The organism is Clostridium pacaense (assembly GCF_020709765.2).
GTDB lineage: Bacteria > Bacillota > Clostridia > Lachnospirales > Lachnospiraceae > Enterocloster > Enterocloster hominis.
In genome coordinates this window covers 158,340-171,145 of sequence record NZ_JAJFEB020000002.1, presented here as the reverse complement: position 1 = coordinate 171,145, position 12,806 = coordinate 158,340, and the positions used below count along the sequence as shown (strand labels likewise).

Below are 12,806 nucleotides of genomic sequence, written 5' to 3'. Positions count from 1 at the left end.
TGAATCATATCACATTTTCCTATCAGTGAAAAGTTATAAAAAAAGAATAAAAAACTAAATTTTGGTATATTTTTATAAGAAAACTATAGAAATATTAGGTGGGTTGTTGTTATAATGGAGAGGAAAATATTTTGCTACATATACAGAAGGCGAGGAGACTATTATGAGTGAAGAAATGAACAAGGAATTAGAAACAGAGGTAACTGCCCCAGTGACCGCAGAAGAGCCTGTGGAAACCATGGAGGATTTTGCGGCAGAGCTGGAGGCATCCTATCAGACACTGAACAAGAGGCATATTGAGCTGGCTGAGGAAGAAAGCGGCGAAGGCGCCAAGTGGGCCCAGTTTGCACAGATTATGGAAGACAAGACCGTGGTGAAGGTGAAAATCAGCGAGGCTGTCAAGGGCGGCGTGGTCACATCACTGGAGGAAGTGCGCGCATTCATCCCGGCATCCCAGCTGTCCACTGAGTATGTGGAGAAACTGGAAGACTGGCAGGGCAAGTATGTGGAGTGTGTGATCATCACCGTTGACCCTGAGAAGAAGAGGCTGGTGCTCTCCGGACGCGAGGTTGAGCGCGGCAAGAAGGAAGCTGAGAAGCAGGCACGCATGGCACAGTTCAAGGCCGGTGATGTTGTGGAAGGAACCGTGGACAGCATCAAGCCTTACGGCGCATTCATCAAGCTGGACGAGGGTGTGGACGGACTGCTGCACATCTCCCAGATCAGCACACAGAGGATTAAGCATCCGGGAGCAGTGCTTACGGAAGGACAGACCGTTAAGGTTAAGATCCTGAGCACGGATAACGGCAAGCTGAGCCTGAGCATGAGGGCGCTGGCTGAGCAGACCGCTGACCAGGAAGCACATGAGACATTTGACTACAAGGAGACCGGATCGGTGTCCACCGGGCTGGGTGACCTGTTAAAGGGGCTGAAGCTCTGATCCGGTATTAACTAGATAAGGAGGGATAGGAATGTCTAATATCCCCAAAACGGATGATCAGGTTGACCAATGGCGTTCAGTCATGTTTTTATATGATTCAGCACTGAAGAAAGTTAATACTAAAATCGAGATATTGAATAACGAGTTTGTAAGCCGTTATGACTACAACCCGATTGAACATATCAAATCCCGGCTTAAGACAGCTGAGAGCATTGTGAAGAAACTGAAGAAGGACGGATATGAGGTATCCATCGAGAATATGATGGAACGGCTCAGCGACATTGCCGGAATACGGATCATCTGTTCCTTTACATCGGATATTTACCAGATTGCGGATATGATATCATCCCAAGGGGACGTGACGGTCCTTCATGTAAAGGATTATATCAAGAATCCCAAGCCCAACGGATATAAGAGCTATCACATGGTTGTGACGGTCCCTGTGTATCTGACGGACGGCCCTGTGGAGACCAAGGTGGAGATACAGATACGTTCGGTTGCCATGGACTTCTGGGCCAGCCTGGAACACAAGATTGCTTACAAGTTCGAGGGCAATGCGCCTGAGAACCTGCTAAAAGAGCTGAAGGCCTGTGCGGATATGGTGGATATGCTGGATGCCAAGATGTTCTCCCTCAATGAGGCCATTACGGCATTTGCAAAAGAACAGCGCCAGGATGAACTTAAAGGACAGACGGAAGAAGAATATAAGTGAACAGATTGATCAGGGAAACAGATCAGGTGATTAAACTGAACCTGCGCCAGCTGGCAGTATTTGAAGTACTGTTCCGGCTGGTTGCAGGTACATTCTATATCAGGCTGGCAAACCAGCTGCTCAGGTTCTCTTTGCGCATGGCAGGGTACAGTTACCTTACCATGAGTAATATGGGGGCCTTTCTTTGGCGTCCGTTTACCATTGCCTGCGTGGCCGCCGCCATAGCCGTGGGCATGGTCCTCATGGTGGTTGAAATCGCGGGCCTTATAACGGCTTACCAGGCATCCGCCTATTCAAGACGGATTGATTCCCTGTCCATATTAAAGGGCGCGGTGGATAAGGCAGTGGATGAGTGTAAGAAAAGGAACTGGAAGCTGCTGCCCCTGGCCTTTGCTGATTTCCTGATGATGAACAGTTTTCTGCTGCTCCGTCTGCTTACCAGGATAAAACCCGTCAATTTTGTCATGGCGGAGATTGTTCACGGCCCTGTTACCAGGATGGGCCTGGTGCTGGTGGTGGTGTTCCTGATCCTCATCGGCATTCCCACCATGCTGGTGTTTTTTACCTGTATGATAGAACAGAAGAATTTCCAGGATGGTTTCAGGCGCAGTATGGAGATTCTTGGACGGAAATGGCCCAGGGCCGTGGGCCTTCTGCTGGCGCTGAACCTGGTACTTATCCTGTTCCTGGTCCTGCTTCACTCCGTGATCGTGGTGGTGTCCGCGGTGGTGGTGACGCTGTTTGTGGAAAGCTATGCTGCAATGGCCGTACTGGCGGCTGTGTGCGCAAGGCTTGAACTGGTGGTGCTGTTTATCGGGACCATCCTGGTATCGGTGGTGGATTTTGGAGCGCTTACCGTGGTCTATTACCAGTTTGAACGAGGGCATGTCCATGGACAGCCGTGGGATTTTGGGATATCGGAGGATATGCACCTGGGCGGGATGCATATCAAACGGAAATGGATGCTTACCATCACAGGCGCCCTGGCCGGAGCCAGCCTGTTCATGATTTTTGACATGGTATACAACGGCGTATCCCCGGACTGGTCGGTCCTTGGCCAGACCGAGATAACTGCCCACAGGGGAAGTTCTAAAATGGCGCCTGAGAATACCATGGCAGCCCTGGAGGCGGCCATGGAGGAGATGGCTGATTACAGTGAGATTGACGTGCAGACAACGGCGGACGGGATTGTGGTTGTGTGCCATGACCTGAACCTGAAGCGGGTGGCAGGGGTGGACCGGACCCTGGGCAGCATGACCTATTCCCAGCTGGAGCAGCTGGATGTGGGCAGCCATTTCTCGCCAACGTTTAAAGGGGAGCGGATTCCCACACTGAGGGAAGTGTTAGAAGCCTGCAAGGGGCGGATGAAGCTTAACATTGAGCTTAAGAATATCGGCAATGACACCAGCCTGCCGGAGCAGGTGGCTGCCCTGGTCAAGGAGTATGATATGGAGGACCAGTGCGTCATTACCTCGGTCAAGCTTAAGTACCTGGAGCGGATTAAGGCCATGGACCCGGACCTGAGGACCGGATATATACTGGCCGCGGCCTATGGGAATTATTATGAGAGCGGGGATTTTGACTTTATCAGCATCCGTTCCAGCTTTGTAAGCCGCCGTCTGGTGGAGGCGGTCCATGAGGATGGTAAGGCAATCCATGTGTGGACCGTGAACAGCAAGACCGAGATGGACCAGATGAAGCTTCTGGGCGTGGACAATATCATTACGGATTATCCGGCCCGGGCGCGGGAGATACTCTACAGGGAGGAAACCACGGAAACCCTGATGGAATACCTGAAAATGATGATACGATGAAAAGGAGACAATGCATATGAGAGCAGTGGTGCAGAGGGTGACCCGGGCCAGCGTGACAGTGGACGGTGAGCTGTTAGGAAGGATTGGAAAGGGTTTCATGATACTTCTGGGAGTGGCTGACGGGGATACGGTGCAGATGGCTGAAAAAATGGCGGACAAAATCTGCCGTTTAAGGATATTTGAGGATGAAAATGGAAAAACTAACCTATCACTGGCAGATGTGGAGGGGGAACTGCTGATTATCAGCCAGTTTACCCTGTATGCGGACTGCCGTAAGGGCAACCGCCCCAGTTTCATCAAAGCAGGCGCGCCCCAGATGGCGGAATCCCTGTATAAACGGTTCATGGAACGGTGCAGCGAATACGTGGATGTGGTGGAAAAGGGACGGTTTGGCGCGGACATGAAGGTGGAGCTATTGAACGACGGGCCATTTACCCTGATGCTGGACAGCGATGAACTGTTTAAATAAGCGGCAGGGCGCCGCTATGGGAGAGGAGTGATAAAATGGCAAAATTAACAGAGACAGTACTGTATTATAATCCGGGCAGGCCAGAGACCATGAAGCATGTGCCGATGATGAAGGGCGTGCTGGTGCGCATGGGCATACGGATCCGGAACATCGGCCCGGAACAGGTGATGGAGACCGTTGGATACCTGGCCGGAATGGATGGATTCCAGGCATCTGATAAAAAAACTGAAGGGCAGACTGAGGGGCAGGAGGAAGCAGGACTTCCGGTAATCCCGGTGGAAATGATGGTGCTTAAGCAGTTTTCCAACAGGCGCCTGGATGAGCTTTTAATGAACCTGAGGAAGGCCGGGGTGCCGAAGATTGGACTGAAGGCAGTGCTGACAGAGCACAACAGCACATGGACCTTCTACCATCTGTATGAGGAACTGAAGGAAGAGCATGAGACAATGACGGCGGGAAAAGGACAATGACAGATCCGACCAGGAAAAGGCAGCTGGAGGAACTGGACCAGGTGGAACTGTGTACCAGGATCCTTTATCAGGCCAGGAATGAACTATATCTGAACATGAGGTTCCTGGACGTGTCCCTGAGCAGTCTTGGATTCGAGGCTGACTGGGGCCGCGGCGGGATTGCCACGGACGGCTGGCTCATCTACTATGGGCCGGAGTACCTTACCGGCCTGTTCAGCCAGGGCCGAAGTCTGGTAAACAGGGCGTATCTGCACATGCTGTTCCACTGCCTTTTCTGCCATATGTATACGCGTAAGGACAGGGATAAGGATTACTGGGACCTGGCATGTGATATTGCCATGGAATCCGTGATTGACGGACTCTATCAGAAGTGTGTCCATGTGCCGAAGAGTCCCCTTCGCAGGGAAACGTATTTAAGGCTTGAAAAGCAGCTGGCCCGGGAACAGGATGCGGATGCGTCCGGACAGGGGCGCAAAGAAGGGCAGGTGCCAGGGCGGGAACATGTGCAGGCGTCAGGGCAGGAACGCGTGCAGGTACCAGGGCGGGAACCGGGAAGGATTCCCCTGACCGCGGAGCGTGTTTACCATGCCCTTAAGGAGATGGGGCTTCCTGAGCGCAGGCTGGAGCAGCTGCGTTCTGAGTTCCATGTGGACAGCCACGATCTGTGGGAACAGGAGGATGACCGCAAACAGGCCAGACCCCGGCAGAACCAATGGAACGACAACCGTGAGAAGATACAGACCCAGATGGAGACAATGGGTTCCAAAGACGAATCCGAGGATAACAGGAGCCTTTTAGACCAGGTCCAGGTGGAAAACAGGGAACGCTATGATTACAGCCGGTTCCTGCGCAAGTTCTCTGTGATGAGGGAGGAAATGCAGGTGGACCCGGATTCCTTTGACTATGCCTTTTATACCTACGGGCTTTCCCTCTACGGGAACATGCCCTTGATTGAGCCTCTGGAGTCAAAGGAGGTTTACCGCATAGAGGACTTTGCCATTGTGATTGACACTTCCATGTCCTGTTCCGGCGAACTGGTAAGGCGGTTCCTGGAAGAGACATACGATGTGCTGTCTGAGTCGGAAAGCTATTTTAAGAAGGTCCATGTGCACATCATACAGTGTGATGATGCGGTGCAGTCCGACGTGGTCGTGACCTGTCCGGAGGAATTAAGGGAGTACATGGAACATTTTGAGATAAAAGGGCATGGGGGAACGGATTTCCGCCCGGCCTTTGAGTATGTCAACGGGCTCAGGGCCAGACGGGAGGTGGCAAACCTTCGGGGCCTGATTTATTTTACAGACGGCAAGGGTATCTATCCGGTGCAGGCGCCGCCCTATGACACGGCATTTGTTTTTATTGAAAACATGTTCTCCGATGAATCGGTTCCCGCCTGGGCCATGAAGGTGGTGCTGGAGGAGGAACAGATCATGGAGTATAACGGAAAACCAAAGGATGCAGGAGAGCAGGACTCATGAATATTAAGCGGGCAAAGGAAGAGATTAAGGACACCATAGAGGCATATCTTCTGAAGGATGATAATGGGGAGTATGTGATTCCCTCCATCCGTCAGCGGCCGGTTCTTCTGATTGGGCCTCCCGGCGTGGGGAAGACCCAGATCATGGAACAGATATCCAGGGAGTGCCGGATCGGGCTGGTGGCATATACCATCACCCACCACACAAGACAGAGCGCGGTGGGACTTCCCTTTATAGACAGGAAAATGTTTGGGGGCCGGGAATACGCGGTGACAGAGTATACCATGAGCGAGATCGTGGCGTCCATTTATAATAAAATTGAGGACAGCGGACTTAAGGAAGGCATACTGTTCATCGATGAGATCAACTGCGTTTCCGAGACACTGGCGCCTACCATGCTTCAGTTCCTCCAGTGCAAGACATTTGGAAGCCACAAGATCCCGGAGGGCTGGATCATCACGGCCGCTGGCAATCCGCCGGAGTATAACAAATCCGTCCGGGAGTTTGACGTGGTGACCCTGGACCGTATCAAGCGCATTGACGTGGAGCCGGACCTTGGGGTGTGGAAGGAGTATGCCTATAAGGAGAATATACATCCTGCCATCATTTCCTATCTGGGAATCAAGGGCCAGTACTTCTGCCATATTGAGACAACGGTGGATGGGAAAATGTTTGCGACGCCCAGGGGATGGGAGGACCTGTCACAGTTAATCCTGGTCTATGAGAAACTGGGCAAGCGGGCGGACAGGAATGTAATCGGACAGTATATCCAGCACCCCAGGATTGCAAAGGACTTTGCCAATTACCTGGAGCTTTACTATAAATACCAGGATGAGTACCAGGTGGAAGGAATCCTGGACGGGATGATGAACGAGGCCCTGTGTGATAAGGTGGCAAAGGCTTCCTTTGATGAGCGGCTCAGCGTCACGGGCCTTCTGCTCTCCAAACTGGCGGATGGGTTTAAGGGACTGTTGGCGGAAAACCAGGTGATGGAGCTTTTGATGGAACAGCTTAAGGTTTACCGCCAGGAGATGGAGCAGGCGGAAGATGGCGGGCAGGGGGCCGTGAGTCAGGAATCCGGTGGGCAGGAACCCATGAGACAGGAGTCCGGCGGCCAGAAATCCGCGGCGCCGGAAGGACGGCCCCAGCCTTCAGAAATCCTGCAGCAGCTGGCAGAGGACATGGAGAAGGAGCGGCTGGGCGGCAGGAGGAACGGCCTGCTTGGAAGGCAGGAGGACAGGATAAGACGCAGCTGCATCGCCATCCTGGAAGGATATGCACAGCAGATGCGGGAAGAGGCTGTGAAAGGCGCCGCTGCCGGGAAGGACGGGGCGTGGCAGTGGGTGCGGGGCCGTTTCATGGGACGGAGCGATGACTATGAAGCGTGGAAAGAAAGCCTGGGCCGGAAACTGGAGCATGCATTCAACTTCATGGAGGCATCCTTTGGAAACGGACAGGAGATGGTCATATTTGTCACGGAACTGAATACCAGCGCTGCCAGTGTGTGGTTTTTGGAACAGTATGAATGTGAGAGGTATTACAGATATAATAAGGAACTCTTATTTGATGAGCAGGAACAGGCTATCAGGGAGAAGATACGGTAGGGAGCACGGATGGTTACAAAGTACAATGTTTGTGGAGAACGCAAAAAATCAAGTGTGCAGAGGCTTCCGTCAGCTGACAATTGACGGTTATGCCGTATCATCCCAAACGCAGTTGAGCAACAGGAAGGTCAGGCAGATTAGATTATTGACTATGTAGAAGCAGGATCATAACATCAAAGCACCGAACTACATAAACGGTTCGGTGCTTTGTCTTATACGTGAATTGCATCTTTCCGGTACGGATAAGATTGACATATTCTGATTTTCTTTGAGCACTCCAAAATACAGATACTATGGTTCTTTATAATACTCCTCTATAACGCACTCATGCGCTTTGGTCTTAGTACTATAATTTATTCCCACCAACAATAGCTTTCCGCTATAGTTTTCCAGAGATTTGGCATAACGTCGTTCCTTAATCTGTGAGATTGCACTTTCTGACGAATGATTCCATTTCAACTCCACAATCATACCCGGTTTATCCAGGTGATTCTGACGAGGAAGAAACACAATATCCGCATACCCTTTCCCCGAAGGGAATTCACGGATACACTGATAATATTCCCGTGCGCTGTAATAGGCAAGGGAAATGACACAGGACAACGCATTTTCATCATTATAGGCCAGGATGGATGTTTCCATATGGGACTCTGAAAGCCCCATCGCAACCGTTTCACTGTCCATATTCCATGTGGCCGCCAGAATCTTTTTTGATTGCTCTATGGATTTCACCACCATATCCCATCCGGCTGACTCTACCGCATTGCAAAATTCCGAAGATATTTCCGAGTTTGGAATAAACACCTCCCTGGATATGAAATCATATCCCAGATATCCCAAATGCACCAACAGGGTCAGTACATCATCCGCTGACTGAAAGGTTGTCATATCATTGGAAAAGGTGTTTGTATTAACGGTTTTTCTCCCGCCGGCCAGAAGATTCACCACAGTGTCTTTCAGGCCCTTATAATTCATGACAATATAATTACGCAGTGCTTCAAATGTCTCTGTTTTATTCCAGAAATTATCATAATTTCCGGTCAGCATTGCGCTGACAACTGAACGCGGACTATAGATATGGGTATCGCCCCCGAAGCAATAGCCGTCATACCAGCGCTGTATCTCGAAAAAATCCATTTTATACTGTTCGCACAATACCCTTACTTCCCATTCCGTAAATCCTGTAAAAGCAGCCAATGGGCCGGGATTTGTCATGGAAAATTCATCAAACATATTCAGGGCGGAATGAGAACCATACTTCTTAATTGGCAGTATGCCCGTCATATAGGCAAGGGCGACATAACTCTGATCCTTCAGGAGATTGCGTATAAAGTCAAGATAAATCTTCTGTCCCTTTGCATCCTCCCTATTTTCACGGAAAATACAGTCCCATTCATCTATAATAAAAATAAACGGGTCCGATGTTTCTCCATAAATATCCATCAGGCTGCTGATTAAGTCCGACTGATCCAGGTAATCAATATCCGGATACACTTTCATAAGATCCCGGAGCAACGACTTTTCAATCATGCTTCTCAGCTTCATGATATCATGCGTCCGGCTTAAAAACGTCTGAATATTCAAAAAAATCACATTGTACTTGTTCAGATGCTTTTTGAACATATCGTCTTGTGAAATAGAGAGCCCCTGAAACATCTCTGACGAATCAATATCTTTCTCATAATATGCAGTCAGCATATTTGCAGCCATGGATTTTCCAAAACGTCTCGGACGGCTCACACAGACAAAACGCTGTTCCGTCTTCAATACAGAATTCGTATAAGAAATCAATCCGCTTTTATCTACATATATTTTAGAATTTAATGCCATTTTAAATCCATCATTTCCCGGATTTAAGTATACTCCCATAGCTTATCACGCTCCCATTCCTAATTTAGTAGATATTCTTCTATTGTAAAGTATTTTTCCTTAACAATCCAGTATTAATCATATTTCCCACAATTTTCTCAAACAAATACTAAAATAAGGGCTGCCCCATCAGGCTGAAATTCCAGCCTGGTGTGGCAGCCCCCTTTACATTCCCGCCTAACTGCTCAGGGAACGCAGGTATTCCTGGGCATCTGCCAGCGCCTGTTCAGGCGTTTTCCGCCCGTTCAGGGCGTCTAATAACCTTTGCCCCAATTGACATTCGAATTCTTTCTGGTCATAGCTGAAGGAACGGAAGGACAGGAGCGGCCTGCTTATGCCGTCCTTTATGTGTTCAGCCAGGTATTTAAGCCATGGATATAAATCGATGATATCCTGTTGTTCATAGACAATGGCCGAGGAGGATATCCCGCCAAGCATCACAAGGGCCGGGGCAATATCCGGGCCGGTGGCCCATTGTATGAACCGGCATGCCTCCGCGGCGTGCCCGGAGAATCTGCCCACGCCCAGGGAACCGCCTGCCAGCAGTGAATTGTTGCCGGGCAATGGGGCAAACCCGATATCCCCATTAAATGCAGCGCCCTCGGCCCTGACAAACCGGGAGGCATAGTGGAGGTACAGGATGGTGGTTGCATAGGAACCGTTCACAAAGCCGGTGGCCACCTCGCTCCAGTCCTGTGTGTGCGCGGTATCGGCATATCTGGAAAAACGTATATAATCCTTCAGGGCAGTGATGGCGGCATCGGTCTGGAGGTTAATCATTCCCTTGGGGGTATAGGCCAGTCCCCCGGCAGAAATAAGCCTGGGGAGATACTCGCTGGTTACGGATGTCTGGCTGGTGTAGGCGGCTATACTGGAACCGTAAGGCGTAGGGGAATCGCTCCTGCACGCCCTGGTAAAGAACCTGGCCACGGTTTCCAGTTCCCCGTAGGTAGTGGGGACCTTAAGGGTATTGCCGGATCCTTCATAAAAGGCACGCTGCTGTGCCACGCTTTCAAACAGTGATTTCCTGTAAAAGAGAAGCTGCATGCTCACGTCAAAGGGATAGGCATATAAGGTCCCATTGAACCGGGAGTAGTCCCCTGGGATGGAATCCAGGAGATGCCTGAAATGACTGCCCGCATCCCTGTCAGCCTCTTCTAACGGGAGAAGGATCCCGGGAGCCATGTGTGACAGGCTGGAAGGGTCCACCCTTATGATGTCCCAGCAATCATCCGCGGATCCTGCCTTGTTCAGCAACTCACTTAAAGGTGCGGCGATGATCTCCACCTCGATTCCCGTGCTCCTGGTGAACTGGGGAATCAGGGTTTTAAGGGCTGATATGGTGGGGGTGTTGTGGGCAAGCATGCGCAGGGTACACCCGCCCTTTACACATATGCCGCATACTGCTTTGGCGTCCTTATCCTTTGGCATGACTGCCCTGGAACCATAGCAGACCCCGGAGGGCATGAATATCCTGGATGTCAGTGAATTTTCAAAGTTCAGCGTATTCATCAGCGCTTCGGCGGCTGACATGCCGAGATACCTGTAATTCAGCTGGATGTTAATATAGTGGTTGTCCGGCAGCGCGGTAAGCGGCGAAAGACAGATGATGCAGGGACTGCTGCCGGTGAACCGGGTATAGGCATTTTCCGCCAGACGCGCCAGAAGCCCGCTTCCGGCAATACAGTAATCCGCGTGAGGATGGTCCGCAGCCAGCTGGTAAGAGGATGGGGAGAGCTCACCGTGATTATTTTCATAGATTGAACCGTCTTCCAGGTGAAGCAGACGCTGCAGGCCTGTTTTTAAAGCCAGCTGGTCCCGGAAGGATAAGGAATCCGATAGAAAACACACCTCCAGCGGCTGGCTGATGACAGATGAAACCAGCCTGGCCGCTTCCTCCATATCAAAGGTGTAGGAGCAGAGCGCCTGGTGGGTTCCCTGCCGTTCAAGGAAGACCACGGGGATATCCGCGGTAAGGAAGGGGGCGTATTCAGCCCGTCCGTCCTCAAGGCAGGACACGGTAAGGACACCCATGACTTTCTCCCTCATGGCCTCAAGGATGACCTCCCGTTCCCTGTAGGGCTGGTCCCCGGATATATAAAGGCAGACCTTGCAGTCAAATCCCTTTGCCGCCCCCAGGACGCCCATGTAGATATCGCTGTATTTTTTTTCGGAAATATCAGGGATAATGAGGGCAATGGAACCGGATACCCCTTTGCGCAGGGTGCTGGCGCGCTTGTCAAGGCTATAGCCAAGCCTGGCGGCCGCGTCTTCTACCATCCGGATTTTTTCGTAGCTGACGCAGCCGCGTCCGTTCAGGACGTTTGACACTGTGCCGCGTGATACCCCGGCGGCTTTGGCTATGTCGTTCATGGTTGCCATAAATAGTCCTCCCTTTTTACCAGAAAGTATATCATAATCACATACCCATTTCAAGAATTGAAAGCAATGGGGACAAAGAAATTGGAACGAGATAATTTTGCGTACATTTTACACACCTAAATTATTGACACGTGATAATCTGAGTGATAATATAAAGTTAAGAAGAAATAAAAATGAAAGATGCAGGAGGATTACTATGGATATAAAGGCAATACTTCTTGACTTTGACGGGACGACCCTTCAGCGGGACCAGGTGTTCATTTCAGTCAGAAATATGTATGCAATCAGAAAAGCGCTGGACAAAGGCATATACATAGTTCCTTCGACCGGAAGGGCTGAGAACATGCAGCCTCCCCAGATAGAAGCTGAAAAAAGGATCCGCTATTATATCACATCAGGCGGGGCCAGGGTAGTGGACCACAGCACCGGGGAAATCATCCATGAGGAAATCCTTACGCCGGAGGACAGCGCAAGGATGTGCAGGGTATTCGAGGGCAGGAATATATATACGGAAATAGCCGCAGGAGGAAGGATATACCTGGAAAAGGCTGTGGCTGACCATCTTGAGCGGTATCCGGTCCCCTCCCACCATGTGTGGTTCATTGAGGCGGGAAGGCAGATTGTGATAGATGAACCGTCCCGGTATTTTTCAGAGAACGGAATTGGCATAGAAAAAGTAAACATGTACGGCATTCCGGCAGGACTGCAGCAGCAGATATATGACGAAGTGGAGCACTCAGGCGTGGCCCATATAACCGATCCGGTGGGAGAGAACATGCAGTTCTTCCCCCAGGGCCTTGACCGGACCAGAGGTATCAGGAAACTTCTGGATAAGCTGGGTATTTCCATGGAACAGGTAATGAGCATCGGGGATTCGGTGCTGGACGCAGAGGCTGTAAGGGCATCCGGTATCGGGGTTGTAGTGGGAAATGCGCCTCAATGGCTGAAGGATGAGGCTGACTTTGTGACAGCACCATTTGACGAAGACGGGGTTGCCATTGCCATTGAGAAGTTCATTTTGAATGAAGGTTAGCCTATGGGCGTGTTTGCTGGCCGCTGTGGACAGCT

General features: G+C 50.7%; 10 protein-coding genes. 8 read left to right on the top strand and 2 right to left on the bottom strand.

Annotation, left to right across the window (positions count from 1 at the left end; genetic code table 11):
* The first annotated feature begins 163 nt into the window (after window positions 1-163).
* The 7 genes from LK536_RS34335 to LK536_RS34305 are packed head-to-tail and all read left to right on the top strand — an operon-like array spanning window position 164 to window position 7,487.
* A complete protein-coding gene (locus tag LK536_RS34335) occupies window positions 164-940 on the top strand; it encodes a S1 RNA-binding domain-containing protein (RefSeq protein WP_227794586.1) in 777 nt (258 codons plus the stop codon).
* Window positions 941-971: 31 nt separating this feature from the next.
* Complete coding sequence (locus LK536_RS34330; protein ID WP_008723845.1) at window positions 972-1,652, top strand: GTP pyrophosphokinase; 681 nt, start codon at window positions 972-974, stop codon at window positions 1,650-1,652.
* A complete protein-coding gene (locus LK536_RS34325) occupies window positions 1,649-3,466 on the top strand; it encodes a glycerophosphodiester phosphodiesterase (RefSeq protein WP_008723847.1) in 1,818 nt (605 codons plus the stop codon). The genes LK536_RS34330 and LK536_RS34325 overlap by 4 nt, the downstream gene beginning before the upstream one ends.
* A 16-nt stretch (window positions 3,467-3,482) precedes the next feature.
* A complete protein-coding gene (gene dtd / locus LK536_RS34320) occupies window positions 3,483-3,935 on the top strand; it encodes a D-aminoacyl-tRNA deacylase (RefSeq protein WP_008723850.1) in 453 nt (150 codons plus the stop codon).
* Between the two features lie 35 nt (window positions 3,936-3,970).
* Complete coding sequence (locus LK536_RS34315; RefSeq protein ID WP_120058724.1) at window positions 3,971-4,405, top strand: DUF3783 domain-containing protein; 435 nt, start codon at window positions 3,971-3,973, stop codon at window positions 4,403-4,405.
* Window positions 4,402-5,883 carry a vWA domain-containing protein gene (locus tag LK536_RS34310; RefSeq protein WP_227794585.1) on the top strand — a complete coding sequence of 494 codons (1,482 nt, stop codon included), beginning with the start codon at window positions 4,402-4,404 and terminating at the stop codon, window positions 5,881-5,883. The genes LK536_RS34315 and LK536_RS34310 overlap by 4 nt, the downstream gene beginning before the upstream one ends.
* Window positions 5,880-7,487, top strand: coding sequence for an ATP-binding protein (locus tag LK536_RS34305; protein WP_227794584.1), 1,608 nt, complete (start codon window positions 5,880-5,882; stop codon window positions 7,485-7,487). Before LK536_RS34310 ends, LK536_RS34305 begins: the two co-directional genes overlap by 4 nt.
* 291 nt (window positions 7,488-7,778) lie before the next feature.
* Here the strand turns inward: LK536_RS34305 and LK536_RS34300 are convergent, their stop codons facing one another.
* Entirely contained in the window at window positions 7,779-9,317 is a 1,539-nt protein-coding gene (locus LK536_RS34300; protein ID WP_331472067.1) for an AAA family ATPase, read from the bottom strand.
* A 216-nt stretch (window positions 9,318-9,533) separates the two neighbouring features.
* Window positions 9,534-11,738 carry an extracellular solute-binding protein gene (locus LK536_RS34295; protein WP_227794582.1) on the bottom strand — a complete coding sequence of 735 codons (2,205 nt, stop codon included), beginning with the start codon at window positions 11,736-11,738 and terminating at the stop codon, window positions 9,534-9,536.
* Window positions 11,739-11,934: 196 nt separating this feature from the next.
* Here LK536_RS34295 and LK536_RS34290 point away from each other — a divergent pair, with 196 nt between their 5' ends.
* The gene (locus LK536_RS34290; protein ID WP_008723859.1) at window positions 11,935-12,771 is read left to right on the top strand and encodes an HAD hydrolase family protein; all 837 of its coding nucleotides are present in this window, start codon (window positions 11,935-11,937) and stop codon (window positions 12,769-12,771) included.
* The last annotated feature ends 35 nt before the right edge of the window (window positions 12,772-12,806 follow it).

What these genes read in the sequence shown, in the direction of transcription:
- LK536_RS34335 (WP_227794586.1), top strand. Translation starts at nt 164, where the DNA reads ATGAGTGAAGAAATGAACAAGGAATTAGAAACAGAGGTAACTGCCCCA.
- LK536_RS34305 (WP_227794584.1), top strand. Translation starts at nt 5,880, where the DNA reads ATGAATATTAAGCGGGCAAAGGAAGAGATTAAGGACACCATAGAGGCA.
- LK536_RS34290 (WP_008723859.1), top strand. Translation starts at nt 11,935, where the DNA reads ATGGATATAAAGGCAATACTTCTTGACTTTGACGGGACGACCCTTCAG.
- LK536_RS34300 (WP_331472067.1), bottom strand. Translation starts at nt 9,317, where the DNA reads ATGGCATTAAATTCTAAAATATATGTAGATAAAAGCGGATTGATTTCT.
- dtd (WP_008723850.1), top strand. Translation starts at nt 3,483, where the DNA reads ATGAGAGCAGTGGTGCAGAGGGTGACCCGGGCCAGCGTGACAGTGGAC.
- LK536_RS34330 (WP_008723845.1), top strand. Translation starts at nt 972, where the DNA reads ATGTCTAATATCCCCAAAACGGATGATCAGGTTGACCAATGGCGTTCA.
- LK536_RS34315 (WP_120058724.1), top strand. Translation starts at nt 3,971, where the DNA reads ATGGCAAAATTAACAGAGACAGTACTGTATTATAATCCGGGCAGGCCA.
- LK536_RS34295 (WP_227794582.1), bottom strand. Translation starts at nt 11,738, where the DNA reads ATGGCAACCATGAACGACATAGCCAAAGCCGCCGGGGTATCACGCGGC.
- LK536_RS34310 (WP_227794585.1), top strand. Translation starts at nt 4,402, where the DNA reads ATGACAGATCCGACCAGGAAAAGGCAGCTGGAGGAACTGGACCAGGTG.